A 25,964-nucleotide genomic window follows, 5' to 3' on the forward strand; every position below is an offset into this window, starting at 1 on the left:
AAAGAAGAGTAGAGATTAATCTCTACTCTTCTTTATTTTAATTCGATACGCCAAACATTCATTTAAAGTTGCTAATTCTTTATATTTTCGTTTTTCAAAATCATATGCTCCTCCTGGGAAGAATCCTACAATACTTAAACCAGCTTCAGCACATAGATTGCTAATCTCATCTACCGTATAACAACGTAAAGACTGTGTAACTATATCATTTGAATTATTAGGATGCCACCAATGATCTAACATTCTTTCATTTATACTATCATATTCATATTTTCGCATAGCTGAACTTAAGGTCATTTCTTGTCCACTTACCTTTTTCCAATACAATGGTTGATAAATATCAATAAGTGCACATCCATCATCCCTCATCCAATTTTTAATCCGTTTTAATAGAATTAATTGTTCATCATCTGTTCCTACACCAAATCCATCTAAATAACTAACAACATCAAACTTTTCTTCAAAATTAATTTTATAAAAATCAGCGCAATGAATAGCAATATCATTAGTAGAATGCTCTTTTGCAAACATAACTAACTCTGGTACAAGCTCAACCGTAGTCATCTTTACATGTAACTTAGACATCGCCCTTGCAAATCCGCCATTTCCTGCACCTAGTTCTAACATCGACTGAAATGGATGTCCAATTTGCTCTTTAACTTCTTTAGCAACTTGCTCTAACCAGCTTTCTGTATTGATATTGTAATGGGATAGTTCGAATTGTTTTTCGTAAAATTCTCTCACATCTAATTCGTTCATTATTATTCTCCTCCTGCAATTGATTTTTCTTCTACAGGTGAAAAACTAAATTTCTGACACCCATGAAAAAATCATTATTATTCCCTATATTTATAATTTATCAAAATAATAAGAAATTTTAAAGTACCAATATAAAAAGCAGATAATGGATGCTACCACTATCTGCTCTATGACTGCTATTATTTTTCTTGTTGATACTCTACCCAATCACCAGAAATGATAACTTTCTTTAGCATCTCTTTATCTTGAGCGACATACACAAATGCACGTATTTCTCTATCGCCTAAATAAATCGTTTCGGTGATTCGGTCATATAAATTACTCTCTACATTACCTGTGTATTCTTCCAGTTCATCTAATTTTTGCAGAACATCATCATTCACTTCGTAAACTTCTCCATATACTTTATCTTCATTTGAACAAATCATCGCTGGATACCCCTCGTTTGTATCAAATAATTTACCATACGTCCATGCTCCATCTGCGATGCATCTTCCACCTTGCATAAAATGAGCATTCGTTTGCTCTTTTCTTAATGTGCCATACACGAAAACGTGATGCATATATCCCCTATCCCCTTTATATATCTCTACTTTCTAAATTGTAAATATGCACGAATCATAAAGTAACTCACTTCATTTGGAAGTTGTTCCTTAATTGATTTCAGACCACCTTCTGCATTTTGCACGGCAGTTTCAATCAGTGATTCATATTCTGCAGGAACAAATCTGTTCCAGTCTATTTCCATTCCATCTTCAAAAGAGCGAATTAAATGATTTTCAATTGTTTGTCTTGATAAGCCACGTTCTTTCGCAATTCCATCTAGATCAATGCCTTGTTTATACATTTCATACGTTTCTAAATGAGAATTTGCTGAAGCTTTCCCTGACTTTTTCCGCTCTGTCACCACTTCTGTTTTAACTGTTTCAGCATAGTTTGGATTGTCCTTAATAAAGTGCTGAACTGCTTGTAAGAAGTGAGAACCATACTTCACAAGTTTATGTTCGCCGATCCCTTTCACAGTTAAAAGTTCAGAGTCACTTTGTGGCATTTTTGCACACATATCTTTCAACGTTTGATCAGAGAAAATAACGAATGGAGGTACACCTTCTCCTTGCGCAATTTCTTTACGTACTTCGCGAAGTACTTCAAATAAAGGATGATCTTGAACAATTTGTCTTGTCTCTACTCGTTCTTTACGTAAAACATTCTCTTTACCTAATAATACTTCTTTCCCTTTTTCCGTAACTTTTAATGTTGGATACGTACCATGTTCTACTGCAATTAACTCATCTGAAATTAGAAACTCAATAAATTCACTTACTTCTTTTACACTACGATTTGATAGTAACCCGTATGTTGGTAAAGTATGAAAATTGAATTCAATAACTTTCTTATTTTTCGAACCAGTTAAAACTTGTGCAATCATTTGTTTTCCAAATCGTTGGTTCGTTCTAATCATACAAGATAGAACCATTTGTGATTCTCTCGTCACATCGATACTTTCCCGGTCGTCCGTACAATTTCCGCAGCGGCCACAATCTTCTTTCGGTTCTTCTCCAAAGTATTGCAAAATAAATGATTGTAAACATTGTTCTGTATGACAATAATCAGTCATATTTTGCAGTTTTTCAAGTTCATTTGAAAATCGAGATTCACCTGTCGATTGATCAATTAAAAAGCGCTGTACTTGCACATCCTGAGAAGAATATAGCAATATACATGCACTATCTAAACCGTCACGCCCTGCACGTCCTGCCTCTTGGTAATAACTTTCCATATTTTTTGGCAGTTGATAATGGATAACGTAACGAATATTCGATTTATCAATCCCCATCCCGAATGCAGATGTTGCCACCATTACACTTACTTCATCACGTAAAAAGAGTTCTTGCTGCTCATTTCGATCGGTATCACTCATACCAGCATGGTATTTTGATACCGAAACTCCCGCTTTCATTAAATCCTCATACAATTGATCAACTACTTTTCTAGTAGCAGCATATATAATCCCAGATTCTTTTTGATTTTGACGAATATAATCCGCTAAATATGCATTACGATCTTGTCCTTTAATAACAGTAAATGATAAGTTCTCGCGTTCAAACGTTGTCATAATCGTGTTTTCTTGATTAATTCCAAGCGTGTTACAAATATCTTCACGAACTTGTGGTGTAGCCGTAGCAGTTAATGCTAATACGAGCGGCTTTTCTGGAAGATAATCTAATATGCGATGTATATGTAAATAACTTGGACGGAAATCATGTCCCCACTGCGAAATACAGTGTGCCTCATCAATTGCAATCATCGGGATTTTCATATCGATAAGTTGATCAACAAACTCCATTGAATCAAGTCGCTCCGGCGCCACATAAAGTAACTTATAATGTCCTTGTTTCGCTAATTGAATTCGTTGATTCGCTTCTGTAATAGAAATAGAACTATTAATATAAGTAGCTGAAATACCGTTTTGTATTAATGTATCTACTTGGTCTTTCATAAGTGAAATCAAAGGTGAAATAACTAATGTCGTACCTTCAAATACTAATGCGGGAATTTGATAACAAATTGATTTACCACCACCCGTAGGCATAATACAAACCGTATCTTTCCCATCTAATACATTTTTAATTGTTTCATCTTGTCCTCTTCGGAATGACGAATAACCGAAATAAGACGCTAAAAGTTCTTGTGCTTTTGTAAACAAAAAAGAGTCACCTGCTTTTCTTTATCTTTCATCTATTTCTATTATATCATCACTTATGCGTGATGAAAGTGATGAATACATGACAAACAGCTTGCTTTTTCATTTTTTTATGATTCTCTACATTTTAAAGGTTGTTTAGCAACGGTGTTTTAATGGCTATTTATGTTTATAAATTTTAAAACATAAATAAAGCACATATAAAATGAATTACAAAATAAATATACATTTTATTACTCTTCCTTGAATACTACTAATCTTATACATATGAATTCAGGAGGTTACTATATGAAGCAGCAGAATATTAGTTCCATCAAGCAGAAAACAGTACCGAACCAACTCCAATTCGCGAATCATGATGCGTGGAAATATGAATCGTATTATAAATACAAGCCATTATTTTCTTATAGAAAATTTTTTCATTTTCTATCTCAACTTTTTAGACGTTAATGAGTGTGATATATATCATTCATAATAATTTTCTCAATATATACCTTATAGACTTACTATAATACAGCTGTTATCATATGAAATATTCTGTTGGATAAACCCCTTTAGTTGACCTGCTTATAAAAGCAGGTCTTTTTTGATTATTATATATTTCAGTACACTTTTAGATACACTTGTAAATCTTTTCTCTATTTTATAACCATACTCCACTCACAACAAATGATGATAATAACGAGATGTAAAATATAAGTTCTTAACATTTATTGAAGTAATTCTTTTTTTCTCAATACACAAAACGAATTTCACTTATTACTATAAAAGTACTCCAGATGAGTTTTTGCTCATCAACATTATCTAGTTAATGGGATCTGCTGCGGGAAGCTGATCCCTTTGACTTTATTAAAGATCCACTTTCATTTGGACACATTTACCAGGTTTTTTCAAGCGAATTTTATGATAATATTACGTAGTCGAGTCCGACATCTCGGCAATACCCTTTTGAGGCTCTGCAACTTCCCTTGCAGAGCCTTGTTTATTTTTATATTCACTTTATTTATATATACCACAATAAAATTCTTCATCTTTTTCCATATCAATTTCTGAAATTAATTTAGGACACGTAACTAAAAATAAATTCCCATCATACTTTGAGTTATACATGTTCAAAGGAGTGTTACCGTTTATGTATTCTTATTGGCAATCGTATTACTCCCCCTATCATAACCCTTATGTACACTTTGATACATCTGTACGTAATTACCGAATTAGTAAAAACGAGAACTTTTTAAAAGGTTATATGCGTTCTTTATGGGAACAACATGTCGCTTGGACGAGATTAGCTATTATTAGCATTGTCTTTAATTTACCAGACGTAAACGTTACAGTTGGGCGGCTTCTTCAAAATGCAACACATATGGGATTGTCACTTGAACCATTCTATGGTGAAGATGCTGTAAAAAAATATAGTGCATTAATTAAAGACCACTTAGTCATTGCAGCGGATCTAGTTAAAGCCGCAAAAGCTGGTGATCAAAATGCAGCTGCCGCTATAGAGAAAAAATGGTACGCTAATGGTGATGAAATTGTGGCGTTTCTTACTAGCATCAATCCATATATAGAAAAAGAAGAATTCAGAAAAATGTTTTATGAACATTTAGCACTTACGAAAGCAGAAGCGCTTGCCTTCCTAAATAAAGATTTTGAAGCAAGCGTAAAACTATACGATAAAATTGAAAAAGAAGCATTAGAAATGGCTGATATGATAACAAATGCAATCGTAAAACAATTCCCACAAGTGTTTCAATAATAATAAGCCGATTTGAAAAAACAAATCGGCTTATAAAACTTTCTATCAATGAAATTTCACCTCTCCTCTTTACATTTAACGTATATCGATATATTTTATTAATATCCGTTTTTTATAGGAGGAAATCTTTTGATTAACGCCATTGGTCTCGTATTTATCCTCACAAATAAACACGAGAAAAAGAAGAAAGTTTATCTAAATGAAAAATTCGCATTAATAGACATTATTGATTCTAAAGAAGTAATTGATGATGAAGGGAACTCACTAGTAGAACTAACATGTAAATACAGTATTTATCTAGATGAAAAATATTACTGTAAATCTCTCGATGATTATACTGGACAAGTATTTCCGTTCTTGAGCGCTAAAATAGGAAAAGGTCTTCTCAGAAACTTAAATTACTATTTCTCTTACGTTGATGCCTATGATAAAAAACCACCCGTTAAAGAAATTAGGCCACTTATGAAACAAGTAACGAACAGATAGCGAAAAATACTCAAAAAAGAAAGCATCTAACTTCGGATGCTTTCTTTTTTGATTCAAGGACTCGTTAACTTCTATCTCTCTTCTAAAAATATGTATCTAGGCATAGTTTAAATTAAAAACATTGGAGGATTAAACTGAATGAAATACTCAGAAACAATTGTTAGCAAACGGCTTCGAACACTTAAAATATTTAGTATGTTTATTATGCTAGTTTTAATTGGATGGCTTGGATATACAAAATTACTTTATGAAAACGGATTTCTTCAAGAAAAGAAAAATTCAGTTGAAGTAATGAATACTAGTATTACAGGTGAAATTGAACAAAGTTTCCATGTAAACTTACAAGGTTACCGTAAAACAGATGTTAATACTATGATAGATGCAAGTAAAACCGATCCGAGCGAACTATCTTTAATTGAGATTATCAATACATCTTGTTTACGAGATTGCATAGGCGAACCATTGGCATATGTAAACTCAAACGATGGATATATCTTTTATAAGGAGTCTACCAGAACTAATGTAGCTTTAAAAATCAAAAAACAAGACTCGTGGGAAATCGTAAAAAAATCTGTTCAAGATGGAATATAACATTAGAAAATTAAAGAGTACTTAACGTACTCTTTTTATTATTTTTTGCTTTTGATTTCTGGCAAAACTCTAAATATAATTACCGTGGTGCAGAAAACGCAACAAGTAGCGCTACTCAAGCTAATGAGCGCCAAATGGATAAAGCTTTAAACACAATGAATAAATAATTTTTTGAATAGGAGAAATAAAAAAGCCGCCCAACAGGACGGCTCTTATTATTTTATTTAAATGAACCCCAACTACTAACACGTTTTCCGTTACTAGTCTCACCACTTGCAATATAACCATAACCATCCGAACGTTTTTGACGTAACCAAACATATCCATCTTTTTCATAACCGAATGCATCATACTTCACTTCATCACCTGTATTCAGTGTAGCAATAACAGGAGCATCAGTTAATGGTGCGGTACGAAGTTTAATAGATGTATTTAACTTAAATACACCGTCTTGTTTTGTAAACCAACTAGAATCATATTGACTATTTGCAATTGTTTCATTTACTCCAGTAAACCATGAAAGAGGTTTATCTCCTATAAGTGAGTTAAGATCACACTTACCAATGCCAGGTACATTTCCAGTTTCAGTGTACTGCCAAATATCACAAGGATACGCTGGCTTATTATCACCATATCGCGGAATCCATACAAAATCAGCTTGTATATTACGCGCTCCAAACGAATCATACGTATGATGCCCTACATATAACCCTATCTTTTTAGCTCCTAGTCGGCGTAGTTCATCGATAAACGCCTGTGTCCCACCTTGCATATCACTCATTGTTTGCACTTCAACATCAGCTACCCAAAACTTAGCTGATTTGTCACCACGAGCCCAAAAGTCTTGCGCTTCTTTCTTGGCATCGTTGATAGATACAAAACGACAAAATGCATAATTTCCAAAAGGAATATTCCTTGATTTCATCGCTTGTACATATCCATTATACAAAGGGTCTACATAATTCGAACCATCTTGCACACGTGCAATTACTAAATCTAATTGCGGTCCTGCTACATCCCAATTAATGTCTCCATTCCACTTGGAAATATCTGCAATATAACCCATTATTCAACATCTCCTTTTTTATTATCATATTCAGAGCTTGTTTTTTTGCTCCTACCACCTAAAACTTCAACTGCATTTGTTAACGCTGAAGGTAACAGGATTCCCATACGCCCAGCATTTTCTAAAAGTGAAAGTAATTCATTTCCGATAAAGAAAAAGATTGTAGCTTCACGAAGTGCGCTATTTGTTCCTACAATTGCATCTGCTTGAGCTGCTGCTGCGACCAAAAGAAAAAGCACCACCTTTTTGGCGATGCCTTTAAATCCAACTTTACTTTTCAACTCTCCATTAAATCCTGCTGCGATTACTCCTGTTAAATAGTCGATAGCTGCCATGATAACCAGAACTTTCAATGTCGTATCCCATCCTCCCAAGAAATACCCACAGAAGCCACCGAATGTGACTACACATGTTTTCATTAATACATCAATACGATCCATCTTTCCACTCCTTTTTCGCAAAATAAAAAGCCCACTATTGCGCGCTTGTAATTAAATCTTCTCTTCCTTCTTTAGTTAGGTAAGCGTCGACACGTTCCTTGTACTTCAACATAGGACCGTCAATTACTACTTGTTGATACGTGTAATGTCCTTGAATGATCATCATCGCCATAAATTCAGCCATTTACATTCACATTCCTTTCAATGTTTGCTGCATGATGAATTCAGCCATTGCCGCCTTAGTTACTTCTAGTTCTGTTTTTAGTTTATCCATTTCAGATGGCTCGGGTTCTGGTTGTGGTGGTAATTCCGGTTTTAATTTAATCCACTTCCTATCCTTGAAAACAGGATCATAAATTAAATCTGGACAAACCTCTAAAGTACAGTTTTTAGAATATCAGGCTCAAAACCTATAACAACATCTTCTTCGTATGGTACTTTAATAGTTTCATAATCTACTTGTCTCATCACGCAATCATGACAATCGTATTTACTAATTGGTTCATCGGTATTATATTCACTATTATTTCCGTCTTCGTCAGTAATTATAATTTTAGGAGGTTCTTTATAGGTCCCATCCTCAATCGATTGATGAAGCTTACATAATTTCTCTTCCGTGACAACTTCTTTCGTTTCTTCTCTGTAGAATGTTTGTTTCTCTGTGATCGCCTTTTCTTCTAAGGGAGTAATTTTCGTTATTTTTTCAAACAAACGACTATACGTGTTGGTTTGCCACAAATTAGAGTACATGATTTAAGACATACACATGCGACGATGTTAATTGAACAAAACGTGAATGTGAAACTAATCTCATCACGCTTAGGGCATGCATCAATTAAAACAACGCTCGATATCTATTCTCATGTATTACCTAGTATGGACAAATCAATATCTGATGAATTAGAAAAGATTATAAAAATGTGACCGGTCTTGTGACCAATCACATCTATAATACCATTCCTTATAATTCCTTCCCTTCCCCGACAGCCCATTTCAACCTCTGCAACATATACCCAATTCCTTTACATCCTGCTAACGGATACGTAATAATTTCTTCTGCATATAATTGTGTCACTACTTTCTTATGCTTCTTGCCTGCAAGCAAAACAATTTCATCAAACTGAAGCAAGTCTTTTTCAATCATCTGTTGTTTTAATTGTTCCATGCTAATAATTTCATCGCTCTTTGAATCGAAGGCAAGATCATAGTTTTCTAATACAATATCATTGGGTCTTAAAAATCCATGCTTCGCCGATAAGATAACCCAATTCTCGAAAAACATAGTTGCATACGCCTGACATGCTTTTCCGAACGGGCTAATATATACATCCTTTGCCTCCATAGGTCCGTAATCTGGATACTTATCCCAAATTTTCTTTTTTCCGCATGGAATTATGCATAACCTTTTCATCGTTATTTCTTACCTCACTTCTGTTTTTTTAAATATAAAAATATAGAATTATCTTCTTCTTCATATTCAGCTTCTATATCACCAATACCCACTACGTTCCATCCATTATTTGTTTCTATCGGTTTTTCATTCATTATAATATGAACTTGTGTCATATTTTTAAAATCTTCTTCAAAAGATGCTAAAACAGGTTGATCTATCATATATGTTTTATTATGTATACTCACGCTTAAAAAGGTTTTATGTAATGCTTTATTTCCGTTTAAATTTACATTCATTGGATTAAACGAATTTAATTTTATATCTCCTACAATATACAGATGATACCCTTTTTCTTTATAGAATTGTTTAAAATCCTTGTCTCTTTCATTTTGAACAAAATGAAGGATTTGCTTCGTTTCTTTACTTATTGCAATTTCATTATTAAAACTCAAATCCACATTTAGATTTTGTTTTAAAAAAGCATATAACGATTTATCACTATTAAAGAAGCTCGTTTTCCAGTTAGGAAGGATTTCATCTAATAATAAACATAAAAGCATTCCTGAGCTATAGCAGCTCTTCCTAATGTTATCATTAGCTTCATATGCATCTAAAATAAATCCGCTATATTTTCGTAATGTTTCGCTTTCATCCTTTTCGCATATTGCATTGTAAGCGTTCATTTCTACATACCAAGCAGGCCCCTCTATACTTTCAACCATACACTCATATGTTATAAACTCTTCTTTCATAAAACTAGTTCTTTGCTCTCTTAGTTCAATAAATTGCTTAATATAATTATATTTCTCAGCTTGTGACTTACAATGCACCGCATCATATAAACACATTCGTTCATTATTTCGCAATTCTATATTTTCTTCTATTATAGGATATTGAAATCCTATAGATTCATTTGGAAATCTACTTTCTTTATTCAAATATTGATAGCAATGAAAAAGTTCGTGCACCACAATCGCAAGTAAACTTTCATAGTCTTTATATCTATTCATATTCACGATTGCAGTTGGATAATCTTTGAATAGAATACATGTATCCCCTTTAAATTGGTCATCCCACTTTAAAACGGCATATTCACCATCATCTTTCAAAAATAATGGATGATGAAATACATACACATGCTCATCATTATATAATGCAAATGCAGCCCTCTTAAAACCAGGCCATAGCCCATTCAATAATTCTATATTTACATCTTTCTTTATTCGATTTAATATATTGTTCATTATATATAACACCCCTATATCATTCTACATACACCTATTCTATTCCACTTAAAAACAACCCTTTTATTTACATAAATATTAGATAAACCTATATCTTATCTCAATTTATAATGTATTATACAAATATACATGTGATGATTTTATGAAAAGGGGGTGAACAAATGAAAAATATAATCCCTGCACTAGTACTCTATATTATCGTTTGCGTAATCGCTATGATTGCTCCAGCATCTGAAGGTTATAATCATATTGGCTGGAAGTTGTTTGTTGGGCAAGCGTATGCTATACCTATTTTCATCATTGCGGCTATTATTACATTTTATATAAACAAGAAAAAATCTACGAACAAACAGTTATAAGGATAGCAAATGCTATCCTTATTTTAATTCATTAATTAGATCAAAAATTACACTTGCAATACTTTCAATCCTTTCTTCCGATAAATCAAACGTAACACCTGTTTTTTCATATATTTCTTGTATAGGTAAATTCCAATCTGCATTCGCTCCCTCTTTAAAGAAAGCAATCGCTTTTTTTGGATCCTCTCGATAAATTTGAAACAATTGCATTGCTCCTATTTGCGCAATTGCGTATTCAATTTTATAGAAAGGAAACTGAACATAATGAAATGACTCTAACCAGCTTGCACCGATGTTATCTTCTAATCCTGCAATATTGACTGATGAATATTGATATCTTTTACATAGTTCAGCGTATTTCTTATCACGTTCTTCTGAAGTATGGTTTGGATTTAAATAGAGCCAGTGCTGGAATACATCTCCTGCAACTGACGACATTAATAAAGACAAAGCACGATATAATTGTACGCGCTGCACTTCTTTATATCCATCCTCTTGCTTATAAAAGATATTAAGCTTATCCATTACTAGTAACTCAAGACTGAGGGAATAAAGCTCAGCCACCTCTTCACGAAGAAATCTCTCTTGCATGCTACTATCATTGTTAAATTGTTTATAAAAATGAAATGCATGCCCCACTTCATGTATTAGCGCGTTAATTGCATAAAATGATGGACTAAAATTAGAATACACAAAAACCTCTTTACTATGAGGAAAGGTAAAACAAGCAGCTCCCGGTGCTTTATTTTCACGTTCTTCTACGTCAATTAATCCCGCTTTTCGTATATGAATAAATTTCTCATAAAAATATAAATCTGTCTTCCGAAATATTTCTTCCACCCCATTCAATAAATCAATAGCATTTTGGAATGGAGCTTTTGGTAATTTACATGGAGTAAGGTCCCAAGGGCGATATATTTTTACACCAAGATTCTTTTTAGAAAGAACCCCCAACTGTTCCCATATTGGTACAACATACTTTTCTATAGATTCATGGAGCTTATAGCAATCATCAATACTATAATCTCTATTTTTTTGTTTAAAAGCATACTCACTATAATTATTAAATCCTGCATGTAAAGCTATCTCATTCCGCAATTGTATGAGTTCATTCATAATACAATCTATTTCTATTTTCACTATACTTCTTGCTTCACATAAAGTGTACCAAGCTTTTTCGCGAATAGCTCTATTGGGGTTATCTAGTTTTGCTTTTACGTATGCATACGTCTTTTGCTCTCCTTCCCAATTAATAGATATGTTAGACATTATTTCTCTATATTTCGTAATAAGCTTTTGCTCTTTAATGGAAAGAGCAATGTTCTTTTCATTAAACATTTTACTTTTTACCAATCTTGCTTTTTTCATAAAACTGTATTTCTGCTCATTTAATAAGTCGGAAAACGGAGACTCTCTAAATTTCTGGTCAAATTTTGCATTGTATCTTTTTAAAAGTGGTTGAATTGTATTTTGATTATACATATGTAAATTACGTTTATTTCTGTCATTTGTATCTCTATACATGGCAATTAAACTACTTGTTATCTCCTCTTCTATTTCAGCGGTTACACGCAGTTCATCCAAAAGCCAACTCTCTAATTCTGAAACAGAAGTAATATTTCGCTCCAAAAGTGACTGTAATTTACTCTCCAAATCATTAAGCATACAAAATCCTCCTGTTTTAAAATTTCAATTTTCTGTTTTTTATAGATAGAAAAGGACAAGTAGCCAATCCGACTACTTGTCCTTGCTGTTTATCTGTACTCAATAAAATTAAGCTTGGAATGCTTCTGTTAATACTGGTACGATTTGTTTTTTACGAGATACAACACCTTTTAATGTAGCAGTGTTGTTTTCTAGAGATACGTTGTATGCTTTCTCAACAACGTTTGCTGCTTTACCGATCGCAAGACCGACAGAATCGTTAGTTAAGATATCAGTTACAACGAATAAGAATAGGTCTAAACCTTTTTCTTCTACTACTGCAGAGATAACTTTTTCAAGTTCCGCTTGGTGTACAAGAACGTCGTTTGTATCAACAGCGTTTACTTGTGCGATTTCAACTTTCGCATTACCCATTTGGAATTCTTTAGCGTCAAGAGAGATTAATTGCTCCATTGTTTTTCCGCTTAAGTCAGCACCAGCTTTTAACATTTCTAAGCCGTAGTTATCAGCATCTACACCAGCGATTTCCGCTAATTCACGAGCTGCTGCTACGTCTTGCTCTGTGCAAGTTGGAGATTTGAATAGTAAAGAATCTGAAATGATTGCAGATAACATTAAACCCGCAACTTCTTTACGAATTGTAACGCCATTTTCTTTGTACATTTTGTTTAAGATTGTAGCTGTACAACCAACTGGCTCACAACGGTAGTAAATAGGATCGCTTGTTTCAAAGTTAGCAATACGGTGATGGTCAATAACTTCTAACACACGAACAGATTCGATATCGTTAGCACTTTGTTGACGCTCGTTATGATCAACTAAAATAACGTTGTCCACTTCGCTTGCAACTGTCTCAACAAAACGCGGTCCTTCTACTTTAAAATGGTCTAACGCAAATTGAGTTTCACCGCTGATTTCACCTAAACGTACAGGCTCAGCATTCATTCCTAATTCTTTTTTCAATTCTGCATAAGCAATTGCAGAACAAATTGCATCTGTATCTGGGTTTTTATGCCCGAAAACTAGTACTTTTTCCATGTTTTCCACCTCTTCATGAAAAGGATATCTTAAAGAAGCAAATATGACAATATTTAAAGCCGAATTTTTTATAAATAATTGCACTTTCTTCTATATTTTTCATCTTTTTTCGTAAAAAAAGATCATCTAAAATGAATTAGATGATCGAAATGTATATTTTATTTAAAATAAGGTAGGAGCCTGCACTACATGATTTAGCGCGAAATTTGATGCTAAACCGTTATTTACAAGGTTAACATCTATAACTTGATAAAATGCATTCCCAGTATCTGCAATTTCCCAAACAGCTAAAATAAGGTGATATCCATTTCTATCAGTAGGTACATTTGCTTCATGAGTTACTGAATTTCCTGGTCTAGTTCCTCCATCATTTTTTACATAGAATGGCACTAAATCTAAATCAGATCTTGTTAACGGCTTATTTGGATTCCAATCTTTTTTCGTAATATAGTATTTCCATTCTTTCGTACTATGAGGTGCAGTTAGTTTCCACTTGAATGTATTCGTCCCACCGTTTAACGTAACTTTCTTCCACCTATCAACTGTTTGAACGTCTAAAGCAGGAAAATGGCCTGCTCCTGCGATTTGTCCATCAGAAGGTCCTAATTGCGGGAATCCACCTATTCCTTCTACACTTTGTGGCTCATATTGAATTGGTCCGCAATTTACATTTACCCCTTGCTTACATAAATAAGATCGGCTCGCTGGTGATTCTACATATCCATGAGCTGAAGCTTTTTCTGAAAAACCGAAAGTTAACAATCCCGTAAGTAATATACCACCACTTAATATAACTTTCTTCATCTTCTGTAAACCTTTCGTTCTCATCCCATCATCCCCTTTCCCATAATAAAGCGAAAATAACTATAGTCGGCTAGTCATCTTCTCTACATCCATTATAAGTCGAAGAACATACCTAAAAGAACCCTCTAAAAACTTTCTCAAATTCATTTAGTACATTAAATAGATTTTATTGATACATTCAAATAACACCGCTAGAGAAATATAGACGGTGTTAAATATACTCAATTAAACTATTCGTTTATAAATAAATTACGAAATTGGCAAAGTTAGTCTAGTTATCAAATAGCCCTCTCCCTCTCAGATTTGCGGAAACTGGCTCCTTTCCGATTTCACTTGCCCATATAGATAACTGGCCGATATGGTGGATTTCGTGGACAATGACATGACGTATTAACTCTCCGTGTGTACATTCAATGGCTCGGCGCCTAATTGGTGCGTCTCTTGAGCTAATCGGCTCTTCATTGAAGTCAGCTTTTGAAAGTTTCCGAGAATCCATTTCATTTGTCCAAGAGGTCACAAATGGCTTCACTTTCCCGTGGTATTGAGCTGAAAGATTTTTCACTTTTTGTAAGCTGGCATACTCTTCAAACAATGGCTCCTCAGGCACTGATTCACCACGTAACCCTAAGATCCACATATATTCCACATCTACAATGTGAAATAGAGTATGTAGTATACTGCCGAACCCACCGACCCGTTTCTTTACGAGTTCTTCGGCCGACATGTCTTCGCACCACGTAAACCAATCATCACGAACTTGCCAGTTATATTGAAACAGTTTCAACATCACAGCAACCTCCATCTTTTAGATTAACATTTAATATTCACCAAAAGACTTCAAAATTCCTATTTAAGTAATACCTCTTATACAACTGTTAAAACCTTATACAAATTGGCCCTCAAATTGAACATTCAATATGAAGTTAATGAATGAAAAGAACCCCCCTATTATACAGGGGTTTATCAATCTTTTTACAAATCAATACTCAGACCTAATAACAAATTTGTCATTTGAAAATATCCCTCTTTTTAAATAAAAATACTAAATCATTTTATAATAAATAACCGTTGCATCTAAATTACCATTTAGGGATATTGCGTATTCTGGTATTTTTCCAACTTCTTTATAATCTAATGATTTATACAATCTATTAGAAGGGTCTCCTTCTCTCGTATCTAGTACTATAAGAGACCTATTTTCTTGCTTTGCCCTTTCCTCTGCTTTTTGCATAAGCAAACGTCCAATGCCATTACGTCTGAAGTTTGGATGAGTCATTAACTTACAAATTTCAGCTCTATGAATCCCATTAGGCTTTGTAACTAAATGTAATTGAATACTCCCTGCCACTTCATTATTTATTTTAGCGACATATAAAATCACTTCTGGTGCTAAGACTGTTTCCCAATACTTTACCGATTCTTTTTGTTCCAGTGGAGGTAAAAAACCAATTGATGCCCCATCATCTACAACCGTTTTCAAAAGATTCGAAAGCTCCTCCACGTCATCTTTTATTTGCTTAATCTCTTCAATGACTAAATTTCGCATTACTAATCCTCCTTTTGTTTCATTGTACCAATTTTTAAAGAAGGAATAACGAAATACTAAAATGAAATATATATTTAGATACAACATACTTATAGAATGTATGGAAAGTGGAGGGATTAACAATTAGTAAAACAGGTTTTGACTTAATAAAATATGAGGAAAACTTTGATCTTGGCTATGAAGATATCGAAGAGATATCTATGAGCTGTAAATTTTCTAACTGCACTCATACAAATGAACCACATTGCGCAATTAAAAAAGCTATTTCCGATGAATTTCTTACAGAAGAAATAATAAATAGTTACTATCGAGATAAGAATGAATTCGAATATGTATGTAAAAAAAAGAACAAAACAAAAGCTATTGATTATATGAAACAATTGAAACTTTTTAGAAAATCTTAACACTAAATAAATAGTTGTTATTTCTCATTCCCACTAAATTTAAAATTTTTACTTTAATACATCACATACCAAATAATTTTTATACTCAAATTTAATCTCACGTAAAAGAACGTTTTAAACATAAAGTTTAAAACGTTCTTTTATATTCAATGCTTTTGATTTTTCAGTTCACTTAAACACTCTTGTACTAATGTTACTGCTTGACTCATTGCAGCTCCGCCAGCAAATGCTGCTGATACACCACATGCTTCCAGAATCTCTTTATCTGAACATCCTTGATCAAGACAACCTTTTGTATGATAAATCGTACAATATTCATCTTGCGTTGCTAGACTAATTCCTAATGCGATAAGTTGTTTTTCCCTTTTTGTTAAAGCGCCCTCTTGAAAACAAGCTTGCGTGAATGCATTATATGTTTCTGCAATTTCAGGAATTTGGTTTGTAAAACTACCGATACCTTCTTTATAATGATGTAGAATGTCATTTACTGAACTATGTTGTTCGTGTTCCATCTTATTATTACCCCCATTCAAATTATGTGTACCTATTGTAGTATGTGATGAAAAGAAGGCAATATACCTCATTTAATAGAGTGAATATTCAGTTTATTATAACTAAAATTTCAGATTATCATCCTCTACCGTTTGTTCTTTATAGTTTTTCCTTTCAATTTCTTTACTTCTTTCTTCCCAAAACGTTAAACCTTCAATTCCCACATTTTTAGGATCAAATACTGGATCTTTCCCTTCCTTTTTCTGTGCTTCATAATCTTTTAACACTTTTAATGCGATTTTACTTAATAGTAGAATCGCAATTAAGTTTAACCATGCCATGCTACCGATTCCTAAATCTCCAAGATTCCATAAAAGCGACGCTGATTCTACGCTACCGATGTAAACCATAATTAAAAATCCAATTTTTAAAACTGGTTTTAACCAGCTATGTTTAAGCTCACGATCTAAATAAGTAAGTGTTGTTTCAGCGATATAGTAGTATGCGAGTAAAGTTGTAAATGCGAAGAAAAATATTGCGATTGAAATAAATAATGGACCAAACCCTGTCATAACAGTTTCAACTGCTTGTTGTGTATAAATTGGGCCTGCATCAACATTCCCTATATTCTTTACAATAGCGCTTTTCCCTTCAGGTATAACATTATACATACCTGTTATTAAAATCATAAGAGCTGTCGCTGTACATACAACAATTGTATCGATATATACAGAAAATGCTTGAACTAACCCTTGTTTTGCAGGATGGGATACTTCAGCAGCAGCGGAGCTATACGTCGCTTCTCCAACACCAGCAACATTTGAAAATACAGCACGCTTTACTCCCCATGCAATTGCTGCACCGACGATTCCGCCAAACATTTCATTTACACCAAAAGCACTAGAGAAAATTAAAGCGAACATACTTGGAATTTCTGTTACATTCGCAATTAATACGATACATGTAACAATTACATAACCTATTGCCATAAATGGAACAAGCATTTGCGAAACGCCCGCAATTCTCTTTACGCCACCAAAAATGATTGATGCTAATAATATAACTAATAATATTCCAGTTATATATTTGCTAATGCCATTAGAATTTTCAAATCCAACTGCGATACTACTAGATTGAATACCTGGTAATAAAACGCCATATGAAAGTGTTACAACAACCGCTACAATGACTGCAAACCATTTCATTTTCAGGCCTTTTTCAATGAAATATGGTGTACCACCTCGGTATTCATTCCCAACTTTACTTTTATACACTTGAGATAATGTTGATTCAACAAATGCACTCGCTGCTCCTAAAAGAGCCATTACCCACATCCAAAACACAGCTCCTGGTCCGCCAAAAGCGATTGCTGTCGCGACTCCTGCGATATTACCTATTCCAACCCTACCTGATAAGGCTAAACAAAATGCTTGAAAGGATGAAATTCCCGTCTCCGAGCTCTTCCCTTCAAATAATAATTTAATCATCTCTTTAAAATAACGAATTTGTAGAAAACGAGTTGCAATTGTAAAATACACACCTGCCCCTAATGCAAAAACAACTAAGCCAATACTCCATACTTGCCCTACTAACCACTCTACTAATTGCTCCATCCAAATCCCCCTTAACATTCTTTTGAAAACTATTTTATATATAAGAAAACGGACAACTATTATTAAACCTTATAGTTGTCCGTATCTCTCTTTATTTCATCCCTCTATTTATTAACAGTTAGATTCTCTATTACTTTATATTGACCCAAACACTTTTCACTTCTGTGTAATTATCAAGCGCATATGAACCTAACTCACGACCAATACCAGATTGTTTAAACCCACCAAATGGTGCAGCTGCATTTTCTAAGTTATAATCATTAATCCATACTGTTCCTGCCTTTAATTTATTGGCAACTTGATGTCCTGTTTTAATATTTTGTGTCCATACGCCTGCAGCGAGTCCGTATGAAGAGCGATTCGCTCTTTCAATTACCTCTTCTGTTGAATCAAACGGAAGTACAACGACAACTGGACCAAAGATTTCTTCCTTAACTATCGTCATATCATCGGAAACATCTGTGAATACTGTTGGCTGTACAAAATAACCTTTTTCAAATGCACGTTCACCACCAGCAGCAACAGTAGCGCCTTCAGCTTTTCCTTGTTCAATGTAATGTAGTACACGCTCTTGTTGCTTTTTAGATACGAGCGGACCCATTTCCGTTTCCTTCTCCATACCCGCTCCAAGTTTCACTTTATTCGCCATTTTTACTAGTTCATTTACGACTGTTTCGTAATGTTTTCGATGAACGAACACTCGAGATCCGGCACTGCAATTTTGGCCGTGATTATACATAATACCTTGGAATGCACCGTTAATCGCTTCTTCTAAATCAGCGTCTTCTAAAATGATATTTGGTGATTTACCACCAAGTTCTAACGTTACATGTTTAATTGTTTCTGCAGATTGACGCATAATATATTTTCCCGTAACCGTTGAACCTGTGAAGGCTACCTTATCTATATCATGATGGTTTACGATTGCAGCTCCTGCTTCAGGGCCAAAACCTGGAACAAAGTTTACAACACCGTTTGGAAAACCTGCTTCTTTAAAGAGCTTCGCTGTATATAATAACGATAAAGGCGTTTGCTCTGCTGGTTTTAATACGATTGTACAACCTGTTGCTAGTGCAGCTCCCATTTTCCAAGAAGACATAACGAGTGGAAAATTCCAAGGAATAATTTGACCTACAACGCCAACAGGTTCATGGCGTGTGTAATTTAAATAATCTTTTGAAATCGGAATTGTTTGCCCGATAATTTTTGTAGCCCATCCTGCATAATAGCGATAATTTTCTACAGTCGCTGCAATATCATCATCCAGTGCTACTTGATATGGTTTCCCATTATCTAAAGCTTCTAACTGCGCTAATTCTTCTCCATGCTCTTCAATTAAGTCAGCTAATTTATAAATAAGGTGCGCCCTTTCAGCAGTAGTCATTTCTGCCCAAGGTCCTGATTCAAATGCAGATCTTGCAGCTTTTACTGCTACATCAATATCCTCTTCTTGTGCTTCGCATACGACAGCTAGAACATCTTCTGTTGCTGGATTGTATGTCTCAAACGTCTTTCCGCTAATGGAAGGAACAAATTCACCATTAATAAACATTTTAATTTCTTCATTTAAAAACGCTTTCACTTTTGGTCTCAGCTCAATGTTTGTCGTTAACATATATGCTCTCCTCCTTATTTAAACAGCTGCATGAGCTGCAATTTTTGAAATAATCGTTTGAAGTTTTTGATCTTCTTCTTCAGTTAATCCGAGTCTCGGATAACGAGAAGGTCCCCCAGCTTGCCCGTATAATTCCATTGAGCGTTTAACGATTTGTACATATTTTCCTGATCCTTCAAGAAACTCGCAAAGAGGTAAAATAGCATCGTTTATTTCCCAAGCTTTTTCTAATTCACCATTTTGGAAATGCTCATACATTTTCGTAACAAGTCCCGGTACGATATTTCCTGCTACTGAAACCCATCCCGTTGCACCTACTAAATAAGACTCCATAACTAAATCTTCAGATCCACAGAAGACTTGAAAAGCACCTTCGCTTTGTCGTACTAAATCTCTTGCTTTACGAATATCTCCGCTAGATTCTTTAATATGTGTAACATTTTCACATTCTTTTCCAATACGTAGCATGAGCTCTGTACTCATATCAACACCAGATGTAAACGGATTATTGTATAACATAATTGGTATATTTACAGCATTTGAGATTTCTTTAAAATGAAAATAAATTTCCTCTTCTTTCGGCTTACAATAGTACGAGTTAATAATTAATGCGCAATCCGCACCGTGTGCTTCTGCATATTTCGTATATTCAATCGTTTCTTTCGTCGTTTCTGCTGCAGTTCCTACAATAACTGGAATACGGCTATCAACTTCTTTTAATACTGTTTCTACCATTTTAAATCGTTCTTCTTTTGATAAACTAACAAACTCACCTGTGCTTCCATTAATAATAATGCCAGCTACCTTTTGATCGATAAAATAGTTTACGTTTTGTTTTACACCGTTCCAATTAATTTCTTGAAACTCATCCATTGGTGTAATTAATACTGGAAATGCCCCTTTAATGTTTTTCATATTTATCTCTCCCTTTACTATTTTATTTTAATAAAAATCCTGTCGGAAACGGATCTGTAGAGTCTAATAGAAACGTCTGCATCCCTGTAATAAATCCTCTACTTTCAAAACGGAAAATGTAACCTTTTTCTTCCTTCTTCACTTTTTCAACTGTTATAAAGCTATTAAATATACTTTCATTTATAAACGGTTTATCCGCCATATAATCATTTTTAAATAACGCATGAACATAAGATACAATAGTAGAAACAAAACCTGGCGAACGTACGATAAAGTTATCTTCATGAAATGTAATTGACTTTATATGGTTCTTATCTTTCTGCGAAGAATCTACTAAAATAAGCCTTTTTATTAACGACTGTTTTTGTATAGCTTGAAGTGTAGCTTCTCCCCATCTTTTCAATTCAGAAATGTTTTCAATACGAATGTCTGGTGAATACGTATCTTTTTCTACAACTGCATATACTTTATCTGCTTGAATGAGAGAGTAACTTATATTATCAACCTGTAAATTTTTCTCAATCATATAACATAGTTTACTTTCAAATGAAACAGAAACAACTTCATCATTCTCAACATACGCATGGACTGAAAATATACCAGATAGCGTTTCGATTTTGTATTGGTTCGTCTCTCTCTTTTTTAAATACCCGCTTTCTAGTAACATCGTTATGACTGCGACAATGCCTCCATAATGAAGAGGAATGGATCCTTCATGATTAAAAAATAATACAGCTGCATCGACTTCCGTATGAATAGAAGGAACGACAATACACCCATTTAATCCGATAAAACCACGTGGCTCGTTTAATAAAAGCTGCATTTCTTCTGCTAATTCACCCGAAAATTGTTCGTTTAATTGATCTAAACTGTAGTAGTATTTGCATGGTACATCTTTCATTACACGAAATGCTTCACCATTTACATGTACGTCTACTGCTGTATACATTTTTTGAATGTTCATTTTACATCCTCCGTTTCATGTTCCATCGGCGGAATTAGCAAAAAGCCTTCTTTAAGTGGGTCCTTTTCATTATAAAAAAATCTATGCATCCCCATAAGCCAAGCTGAACCTGTAATTTTCGTTACGACAGCTTCAATATTTTCTACAGATGTTGTATTTATGACGCAACCTTTAAATAAAGAGCCAACGATACTCTCATGAATAAACTCTTCATCCACTTCAATTTTTTGATTTGCGTATAATACAGCTAACTTCGCTGATGTTCCTGTACCACATGGAGAACGATCAATTCCTCCTGGTGGAACGACAACTGTATTTTTCACATGAGCACTTTCATGAGTAGGATCTGTATAAAATTCAATATGGGTTAACCCTCTAATAAACGAATACTGCGGATGAATGATTTCAAATTCCTCATTAATGATATTTCTAATATGAATTGCCTTATCGATAATTGTAGATGCATTTTCCGGTACTAACTCTAAACCTACTGACTTCGCATCGATAATGGCATAAAAATTCCCTCCATACGCAATATCTGCTTCTACAGTTCCAATCCCTTCGACTTGTACAGTAATATGTTTCAGTAAAAAAGCTGGTATATTACAGAAAGAGACTTCTTTCGCTTTTCCATCTTGAACAAAGATATCCACTTCAACTAAGCCGGCTGGCGTGTCTAACTTTAACGAAGTAATCGGTTCAACTACCGGAATTAAACCTGATTCAATTAAAGCTGTACATACACCAATTGTATCGTGACCACACATCGGTAAATATCCACCTGTTTCTATGTAAATAACACCAATATTTGCTTCAGGATGACATGGATCTGTTAATAATGCTCCTGACATTACATCATGACCACGTGGTTCATTCATTAATAATTTGCGAATCCAGTCATACTCCTTTTTCATATGTAACATCTTCTCTGCCATCGTCTCTCCAATTAACATAGGAAGTCCACTAATCAATGTTCTCGTTGGATTCCCGCCCGTATGTGTATCAATCGTCGTAAAGACTCTTTGTGACCTCATCCGTTTAACACCCTTTCTGTAAAACGACTCAAACGAAGTGGTTCAATAGGAATAATTGTTTCTTTTTCATTTAATAACTCTTCAATTACTTTTCCAGTAACCGCTGCAAGGCTAATGCCATCCCCTTCATGCCCCGCTGCGATAAAGTAGTTCGGGATATGTTCCACGCGTGAAATGATTGGCAAATGATCTTCTGTCCACGGGCGTAATCCAGCATATGAACGAATCACCATCATATCCGCCATTTTCGGATAAAAGCGAATTGCTCTATTCGCAATACATTTAATAACCTCGTTATTTATCCTCATATGCATCCCTACAAACTCTCTACTACTACCAATTAAAAAATTTTGACTTTCTGTCGGCTCAAATACAAGAGCTACCCCATATTTTTCAGTTAAAGCATCCACTTTTCGTTTTCCGCCAAATTTAGAAATTAAATAACCAAATTCCATTACTTTACGACAGCCAACGTGTTGTTGCCTTGAAGCTACAATAATATGCCCTTTTCTCGGTTCAATTGGGACATTTATATCCAACATTTGTCCGATTTTTGGAGCCCATACACCGGCTGCGTTCACCACTTGCTTCGCAGTAAACGTCTCATTTGTTGTTTCTACAATAAAGGATCCGTCTATATCTCTTTTCATTTCTTTTACTTCCGTATGATTAAAAGCTTTCGTACCAAATTTCTTCGATTCTGCAAGAAGTGAGAAAGCAAGAAGATATGGATTTACAGTTGAATCCGTTGCGCATTCTAACCCGCCTAATAAATCATCTGCAAAAAATGGCGATTCTTCTTTTATATCGTGTCTATCAAGCATTCGAAACGGTAATCCAGCTTCCTTTTGACAATTCACCCATTGCTGTGCAGCTTCCATTTCTTCGTCTGACTCACATACGAGAATACTTCCTGGCGCTCTATATTCAAATGAGTGCTCCAACTCTTCACTTAATTCTGTTACTAATTTTTGACTAACTAAAGACATTTGACTATCAAAGCCTGGATCTTTATCAATAGCCAAAATATTCCCGTCACACCGTGAAGACGTTCCACTGACAAATTCCCCTTTTTCAATGATTGTTACGTCTCTTCCGTATTTTGAAGTGTAATAAGCGATAGAACAACCTATAATTCCACCACCTATTATTAAAACGTCACAGTGCCTCACGTAGCACCCCTCCCTCCTTTTATTCCCTCACTTTCTTTTATGCAATTGACATGCCAACTCTACTTACATACACTTTTTATAAAAAATATTTTTATTTGTAAAAATATTTTAAATTTATCGTAAATAGGTGTATTATTTTTTTATCACTGTCAAAATTTTTATACATAACAGGAGGACAATATGGCATTCTCATTTCCTACAATAAAAAAATTTCTAAAAACTTTATCAATTGATCGTACATACAACATGCAATATATTGAACAAGTTAACGGAAAATTTTATTACCACCCTTCTACTACAGAAAAATATAACTGCACAGTTATATATGAAGATGACTCATTCACCGCTTTAATTGACGCGTTTTCTAATGAAATGGCCGTTATCGTAATGAACGAAAATAAAGAGCCTATATGTTGTATAATGGCTCAGCAAATTATTCCATTCCTTGTTAAGACTTACAATAAACTACAATCTTTTTATAACACCGTAATACAAACAACGGATTCTTCTGTTACAGTTATCGATGATAAAGAATGTGTTCGTACTTGGACAGATGGTGCCGAAAAGATTTTTTCAGTCAACCATATTGAAATTATTGGACAACCTATCACTCGCTTTTTTGACTATAAAGATTTGGAAATTTTACAATCATTACATGACGGAAAAAGCATAATCGCACAGTTCCATCAGCCTCGTCCAGATTTGTTCGTATTAATTAACTCAAACCCAGTTTATTGTAACGATGAAATTATAGGAGCAGTCGTTTCAGAAACAGATGTTACAAATCAAGTCGCTTTAAACGAAAAACTATTCAATATGTCACATGAAATGCACCGTTTAGAACAAGAGGTCGCAAAGTACAAAGATGAATCCGATCCTTTCCTTGCGATGAATGGAAAAAGTCCTATTATACAAAGAACGATTCAATTAGCTAGAAAAGTTTGTTCGGTGAAATCAACTGTTTTAATACTCGGCGAAAGTGGTGTTGGAAAAGAAGTATTTGCAAAAGCGATTCATGAAGCAAGTGAATCAGCTAAGGCACCTTTCATTTCAATTAACTGCGGCGCCATCCCAGAAGCGTTATTTGAAAGTGAATTATTTGGGTATGAACGCGGGGCGTTTTCTGGTGCAAGTAGTAAAGGTAAAAAGGGTAAAATAGAGCTCGCGCAAGGCGGCACATTATTTCTAGATGAAATAGGAGAAATGCCGCTCGATATGCAAGTAAAGCTTTTGCGTGTACTACAAGAACGAAAATATTACCGAGTTGGTGGAGAAAAAGAGATTCATATTAATTTCCGCATTATAGCTGCTACAAATCGTGATTTACAAGAAGAAATGAGAAAAGGCACGTTTCGAGAGGATTTATACTATCGCCTCAATGTAGTTAGCTTGCATATTCCACCGCTGCGTGAAAGACGCGAAGATATTATTGAATTAACCTATTCTTTCTTAAACGATTTTTCAATCAACTATAACAGACCAATTCGTGACTTACCTTCAAGCATTATGCATAAACTGCTTCATTACAATTGGCCAGGTAATATTCGTGAGCTTCGTAACGTTGTTGAAAGACTTGTCGTATTTGCGACTGATGGGATTATAAAACAAGAATATTTACCATTTCATACAACTGAAACGTTAGACAATCATACGGCTCATTCCCTATTACTCAGCAATAATCATACAATCCTCTCTTTGCAAGAAGAGATGGATGAACATGAGAAAAAAGTCATCGAGAGGGCTTTACGTATTTTAAATGGGAATAAATTAGAATGCGCGAAACAGCTTGGTGTTACGAGGGCCACTTTATATAACCGCCTAAAAAAACTCGGGTTACAATAAACATTCCTTCTCTACTATGGCATAGTTTTTGCATAATAATTTGTGCAAACCGAACTAGAGGA

27 protein-coding genes and 2 pseudogenes are annotated in these 25,964 nt (G+C 34.4%); 8 read left to right on the plus strand and 21 right to left on the minus strand.

Going from position 1 to position 25,964, the window contains the following annotated elements; translation table 11 throughout:
* Positions 1-15 precede the first annotated feature (15 nt).
* The 3 genes from QCI41_RS04025 to recQ all read right to left on the minus strand — a co-directional run bounded on the left by QCI41_RS04025 (position 16) and on the right by recQ (position 3,466).
* Entirely contained in the window at positions 16-759 is a 744-nt protein-coding gene (locus QCI41_RS04025) for a class I SAM-dependent methyltransferase (RefSeq protein ID WP_353838257.1), read from the minus strand.
* A gap of 179 nt (positions 760-938) precedes the next feature.
* Positions 939-1,322 carry a gamma-glutamylcyclotransferase family protein gene (locus QCI41_RS04030; RefSeq protein ID WP_353838256.1) on the minus strand — a complete coding sequence of 128 codons (384 nt, stop codon included), beginning with the start codon at positions 1,320-1,322 and terminating at the stop codon, positions 939-941.
* A 26-nt stretch (positions 1,323-1,348) separates the two neighbouring features.
* Positions 1,349-3,466, minus strand: a complete 2,118-nt coding sequence (recQ, locus tag QCI41_RS04035) for a DNA helicase RecQ (RefSeq protein WP_353838255.1) — start codon at positions 3,464-3,466, stop codon at positions 1,349-1,351.
* A gap of 285 nt (positions 3,467-3,751) precedes the next feature.
* Here recQ and QCI41_RS04040 point away from each other — a divergent pair, with 285 nt between their 5' ends.
* The 4 genes from QCI41_RS04040 (at position 3,752) to QCI41_RS04055 (ending at position 6,296) form a co-directional block, all read left to right on the plus strand.
* Entirely contained in the window at positions 3,752-3,913 is a 162-nt protein-coding gene (locus tag QCI41_RS04040; protein WP_353838253.1) for a hypothetical protein, read from the plus strand.
* A gap of 682 nt (positions 3,914-4,595) precedes the next feature.
* The gene (locus tag QCI41_RS04045) at positions 4,596-5,219 is read left to right on the plus strand and encodes an acetylglutamate kinase (RefSeq protein WP_137052833.1); all 624 of its coding nucleotides are present in this window, start codon (positions 4,596-4,598) and stop codon (positions 5,217-5,219) included.
* A gap of 129 nt (positions 5,220-5,348) precedes the next feature.
* A complete protein-coding gene (locus QCI41_RS04050) occupies positions 5,349-5,705 on the plus strand; it encodes a hypothetical protein (RefSeq protein ID WP_000606238.1) in 357 nt (118 codons plus the stop codon).
* 138 nt (positions 5,706-5,843) lie between these two features.
* A complete protein-coding gene (locus QCI41_RS04055) occupies positions 5,844-6,296 on the plus strand; it encodes a hypothetical protein (RefSeq protein WP_353838252.1) in 453 nt (150 codons plus the stop codon).
* A 220-nt stretch (positions 6,297-6,516) separates the two neighbouring features.
* Here the strand turns inward: QCI41_RS04055 and QCI41_RS04060 are convergent, their stop codons facing one another.
* From QCI41_RS04060 to QCI41_RS04075, 4 genes and pseudogenes are all read right to left on the minus strand, one after another.
* Positions 6,517-7,362, minus strand: a complete 846-nt coding sequence (locus tag QCI41_RS04060; protein ID WP_353838251.1) for a GH25 family lysozyme — start codon at positions 7,360-7,362, stop codon at positions 6,517-6,519.
* Positions 7,362-7,802, minus strand: coding sequence for a phage holin family protein (locus tag QCI41_RS04065; protein ID WP_353838250.1), 441 nt, complete (start codon positions 7,800-7,802; stop codon positions 7,362-7,364). The genes QCI41_RS04060 and QCI41_RS04065 overlap by 1 nt, the downstream gene beginning before the upstream one ends.
* A 34-nt stretch (positions 7,803-7,836) precedes the next feature.
* A complete protein-coding gene (locus QCI41_RS04070; RefSeq protein ID WP_353838248.1) occupies positions 7,837-7,986 on the minus strand; it encodes a hypothetical protein in 150 nt (49 codons plus the stop codon).
* A 66-nt stretch (positions 7,987-8,052) separates the two neighbouring features.
* A pseudogene (locus QCI41_RS04075) lies at positions 8,053-8,552 on the minus strand (hypothetical protein); the annotation flags it as partial.
* Between QCI41_RS04075 and QCI41_RS04080 the strand changes: the two are divergent.
* Positions 8,490-8,726, plus strand: a pseudogene (locus QCI41_RS04080) (tyrosine-type recombinase/integrase); the annotation flags it as partial. The pseudogenes QCI41_RS04075 and QCI41_RS04080 overlap by 63 nt on opposite strands.
* Positions 8,727-8,763: 37 nt before the next feature.
* Here QCI41_RS04080 and QCI41_RS04085 read toward each other — a convergent pair.
* Positions 8,764-9,213: a DUF6884 domain-containing protein gene (locus QCI41_RS04085; protein ID WP_215561519.1), complete on the minus strand. Its 450-nt coding sequence runs from the start codon at positions 9,211-9,213 to the stop codon at positions 8,764-8,766.
* 14 nt (positions 9,214-9,227) lie between these two features.
* Entirely contained in the window at positions 9,228-10,439 is a 1,212-nt protein-coding gene (locus QCI41_RS04090; RefSeq protein WP_353838247.1) for a peptide ABC transporter permease, read from the minus strand.
* 161 nt (positions 10,440-10,600) lie between these two features.
* Between QCI41_RS04090 and QCI41_RS04095 the strand changes: the two genes are divergently transcribed.
* Positions 10,601-10,798 carry a DUF4017 family protein gene (locus QCI41_RS04095; RefSeq protein ID WP_046959667.1) on the plus strand — a complete coding sequence of 66 codons (198 nt, stop codon included), beginning with the start codon at positions 10,601-10,603 and terminating at the stop codon, positions 10,796-10,798.
* Between the two features lie 18 nt (positions 10,799-10,816).
* Here QCI41_RS04095 and QCI41_RS04100 read toward each other — a convergent pair whose 3' ends face one another.
* The 5 genes from QCI41_RS04100 to QCI41_RS04120 all read right to left on the minus strand — a co-directional run bounded on the left by QCI41_RS04100 (position 10,817) and on the right by QCI41_RS04120 (position 15,851).
* On the minus strand, positions 10,817-12,463 hold the full coding sequence (locus QCI41_RS04100) for a M3 family oligoendopeptidase (RefSeq protein WP_353838246.1): 1,647 nt from the start codon (positions 12,461-12,463) through the stop codon (positions 10,817-10,819).
* 108 nt (positions 12,464-12,571) lie between these two features.
* The gene (gene ppaC / locus QCI41_RS04105; protein WP_000416840.1) at positions 12,572-13,501 is read right to left on the minus strand and encodes a manganese-dependent inorganic pyrophosphatase; all 930 of its coding nucleotides are present in this window, start codon (positions 13,499-13,501) and stop codon (positions 12,572-12,574) included.
* A 162-nt stretch (positions 13,502-13,663) separates the two neighbouring features.
* Entirely contained in the window at positions 13,664-14,329 is a 666-nt protein-coding gene (locus tag QCI41_RS04110) for a lytic polysaccharide monooxygenase (RefSeq protein WP_353838245.1), read from the minus strand.
* Positions 14,330-14,576: 247 nt separating this feature from the next.
* On the minus strand, positions 14,577-15,092 hold the full coding sequence (locus QCI41_RS04115) for a DinB family protein (RefSeq protein ID WP_353838244.1): 516 nt from the start codon (positions 15,090-15,092) through the stop codon (positions 14,577-14,579).
* Between the two features lie 255 nt (positions 15,093-15,347).
* Positions 15,348-15,851 carry a GNAT family N-acetyltransferase gene (locus QCI41_RS04120; RefSeq protein ID WP_353838243.1) on the minus strand — a complete coding sequence of 168 codons (504 nt, stop codon included), beginning with the start codon at positions 15,849-15,851 and terminating at the stop codon, positions 15,348-15,350.
* Between the two features lie 107 nt (positions 15,852-15,958).
* On the opposite strand from QCI41_RS04120, the gene QCI41_RS04125 reads away from it, so the two are divergent.
* Positions 15,959-16,255: a hypothetical protein gene (locus tag QCI41_RS04125; RefSeq protein ID WP_353838242.1), complete on the plus strand. Its 297-nt coding sequence runs from the start codon at positions 15,959-15,961 to the stop codon at positions 16,253-16,255.
* A 146-nt stretch (positions 16,256-16,401) separates the two neighbouring features.
* Here the strand turns inward: QCI41_RS04125 and QCI41_RS04130 are convergent, their stop codons facing one another.
* From QCI41_RS04130 to QCI41_RS04160, 7 genes are all read right to left on the minus strand, one after another.
* Positions 16,402-16,839 (minus strand): carboxymuconolactone decarboxylase, encoded by a 438-nt coding sequence (locus QCI41_RS04130; protein WP_142343661.1) that lies wholly within the window; start codon positions 16,837-16,839, stop codon positions 16,402-16,404.
* A 30-nt stretch (positions 16,840-16,869) separates the two neighbouring features.
* Positions 16,870-18,360 (minus strand): alanine/glycine:cation symporter family protein, encoded by a 1,491-nt coding sequence (locus tag QCI41_RS04135; protein ID WP_088122350.1) that lies wholly within the window; start codon positions 18,358-18,360, stop codon positions 16,870-16,872.
* Positions 18,361-18,490: 130 nt separating this feature from the next.
* Positions 18,491-19,975, minus strand: coding sequence for an aldehyde dehydrogenase family protein (locus QCI41_RS04140; RefSeq protein WP_353838241.1), 1,485 nt, complete (start codon positions 19,973-19,975; stop codon positions 18,491-18,493).
* Between the two features lie 18 nt (positions 19,976-19,993).
* Positions 19,994-20,890 (minus strand): 4-hydroxy-tetrahydrodipicolinate synthase, encoded by an 897-nt coding sequence (gene dapA / locus QCI41_RS04145; protein WP_353838240.1) that lies wholly within the window; start codon positions 20,888-20,890, stop codon positions 19,994-19,996.
* 22 nt (positions 20,891-20,912) lie between these two features.
* Complete coding sequence (locus QCI41_RS04150) at positions 20,913-21,854, minus strand: proline racemase family protein (RefSeq protein ID WP_353838239.1); 942 nt, start codon at positions 21,852-21,854, stop codon at positions 20,913-20,915.
* A complete protein-coding gene (locus QCI41_RS04155; RefSeq protein ID WP_353838238.1) occupies positions 21,851-22,888 on the minus strand; it encodes a proline racemase family protein in 1,038 nt (345 codons plus the stop codon). Before QCI41_RS04155 ends, QCI41_RS04150 begins: the two co-directional genes overlap by 4 nt.
* Positions 22,885-24,060 carry an NAD(P)/FAD-dependent oxidoreductase gene (locus tag QCI41_RS04160; RefSeq protein WP_353838236.1) on the minus strand — a complete coding sequence of 392 codons (1,176 nt, stop codon included), beginning with the start codon at positions 24,058-24,060 and terminating at the stop codon, positions 22,885-22,887. The genes QCI41_RS04155 and QCI41_RS04160 overlap by 4 nt, the downstream gene beginning before the upstream one ends.
* A gap of 180 nt (positions 24,061-24,240) precedes the next feature.
* Between QCI41_RS04160 and QCI41_RS04165 the strand changes: the two genes are divergently transcribed.
* The gene (locus QCI41_RS04165) at positions 24,241-25,902 is read left to right on the plus strand and encodes a sigma-54 interaction domain-containing protein (protein WP_353838235.1); all 1,662 of its coding nucleotides are present in this window, start codon (positions 24,241-24,243) and stop codon (positions 25,900-25,902) included.
* The last annotated feature ends 62 nt before the right edge of the window (positions 25,903-25,964 follow it).

This window comes from Bacillus cereus group sp. MG4, from assembly GCF_040460055.1.
Classification (GTDB): Bacteria; Bacillota; Bacilli; order Bacillales; family Bacillaceae_G; genus Bacillus_A; species Bacillus_A wiedmannii.

What these genes read in the sequence shown, in the direction of transcription:
- QCI41_RS04090 (WP_353838247.1), bottom strand. Translation starts at nt 10,439, where the DNA reads ATGAACAATATATTAAATCGAATAAAGAAAGATGTAAATATAGAATTA.
- QCI41_RS04150 (WP_353838239.1), bottom strand. Translation starts at nt 21,854, where the DNA reads ATGAACATTCAAAAAATGTATACAGCAGTAGACGTACATGTAAATGGT.
- QCI41_RS04135 (WP_088122350.1), bottom strand. Translation starts at nt 18,360, where the DNA reads ATGGAGCAATTAGTAGAGTGGTTAGTAGGGCAAGTATGGAGTATTGGC.
- QCI41_RS04110 (WP_353838245.1), bottom strand. Translation starts at nt 14,329, where the DNA reads ATGAGAACGAAAGGTTTACAGAAGATGAAGAAAGTTATATTAAGTGGT.
- QCI41_RS04095 (WP_046959667.1), top strand. Translation starts at nt 10,601, where the DNA reads ATGAAAAATATAATCCCTGCACTAGTACTCTATATTATCGTTTGCGTA.
- QCI41_RS04120 (WP_353838243.1), bottom strand. Translation starts at nt 15,851, where the DNA reads ATGCGAAATTTAGTCATTGAAGAGATTAAGCAAATAAAAGATGACGTG.
- QCI41_RS04140 (WP_353838241.1), bottom strand. Translation starts at nt 19,975, where the DNA reads ATGTTAACGACAAACATTGAGCTGAGACCAAAAGTGAAAGCGTTTTTA.
- QCI41_RS04065 (WP_353838250.1), bottom strand. Translation starts at nt 7,802, where the DNA reads ATGGATCGTATTGATGTATTAATGAAAACATGTGTAGTCACATTCGGT.
- QCI41_RS04060 (WP_353838251.1), bottom strand. Translation starts at nt 7,362, where the DNA reads ATGGGTTATATTGCAGATATTTCCAAGTGGAATGGAGACATTAATTGG.
- ppaC (WP_000416840.1), bottom strand. Translation starts at nt 13,501, where the DNA reads ATGGAAAAAGTACTAGTTTTCGGGCATAAAAACCCAGATACAGATGCA.
- QCI41_RS04045 (WP_137052833.1), top strand. Translation starts at nt 4,596, where the DNA reads ATGTATTCTTATTGGCAATCGTATTACTCCCCCTATCATAACCCTTAT.
- QCI41_RS04070 (WP_353838248.1), bottom strand. Translation starts at nt 7,986, where the DNA reads ATGGCTGAATTTATGGCGATGATGATCATTCAAGGACATTACACGTAT.
- QCI41_RS04130 (WP_142343661.1), bottom strand. Translation starts at nt 16,839, where the DNA reads ATGAGGTATATTGCCTTCTTTTCATCACATACTACAATAGGTACACAT.
- QCI41_RS04025 (WP_353838257.1), bottom strand. Translation starts at nt 759, where the DNA reads ATGAACGAATTAGATGTGAGAGAATTTTACGAAAAACAATTCGAACTA.
- dapA (WP_353838240.1), bottom strand. Translation starts at nt 20,890, where the DNA reads ATGAAAAACATTAAAGGGGCATTTCCAGTATTAATTACACCAATGGAT.
- QCI41_RS04055 (WP_353838252.1), top strand. Translation starts at nt 5,844, where the DNA reads ATGAAATACTCAGAAACAATTGTTAGCAAACGGCTTCGAACACTTAAA.
- QCI41_RS04100 (WP_353838246.1), bottom strand. Translation starts at nt 12,463, where the DNA reads ATGCTTAATGATTTGGAGAGTAAATTACAGTCACTTTTGGAGCGAAAT.
- QCI41_RS04165 (WP_353838235.1), top strand. Translation starts at nt 24,241, where the DNA reads ATGGCATTCTCATTTCCTACAATAAAAAAATTTCTAAAAACTTTATCA.
- QCI41_RS04085 (WP_215561519.1), bottom strand. Translation starts at nt 9,213, where the DNA reads ATGAAAAGGTTATGCATAATTCCATGCGGAAAAAAGAAAATTTGGGAT.
- QCI41_RS04155 (WP_353838238.1), bottom strand. Translation starts at nt 22,888, where the DNA reads ATGAGGTCACAAAGAGTCTTTACGACGATTGATACACATACGGGCGGG.
- QCI41_RS04040 (WP_353838253.1), top strand. Translation starts at nt 3,752, where the DNA reads ATGAAGCAGCAGAATATTAGTTCCATCAAGCAGAAAACAGTACCGAAC.
- QCI41_RS04030 (WP_353838256.1), bottom strand. Translation starts at nt 1,322, where the DNA reads ATGCATCACGTTTTCGTGTATGGCACATTAAGAAAAGAGCAAACGAAT.
- QCI41_RS04115 (WP_353838244.1), bottom strand. Translation starts at nt 15,092, where the DNA reads ATGTTGAAACTGTTTCAATATAACTGGCAAGTTCGTGATGATTGGTTT.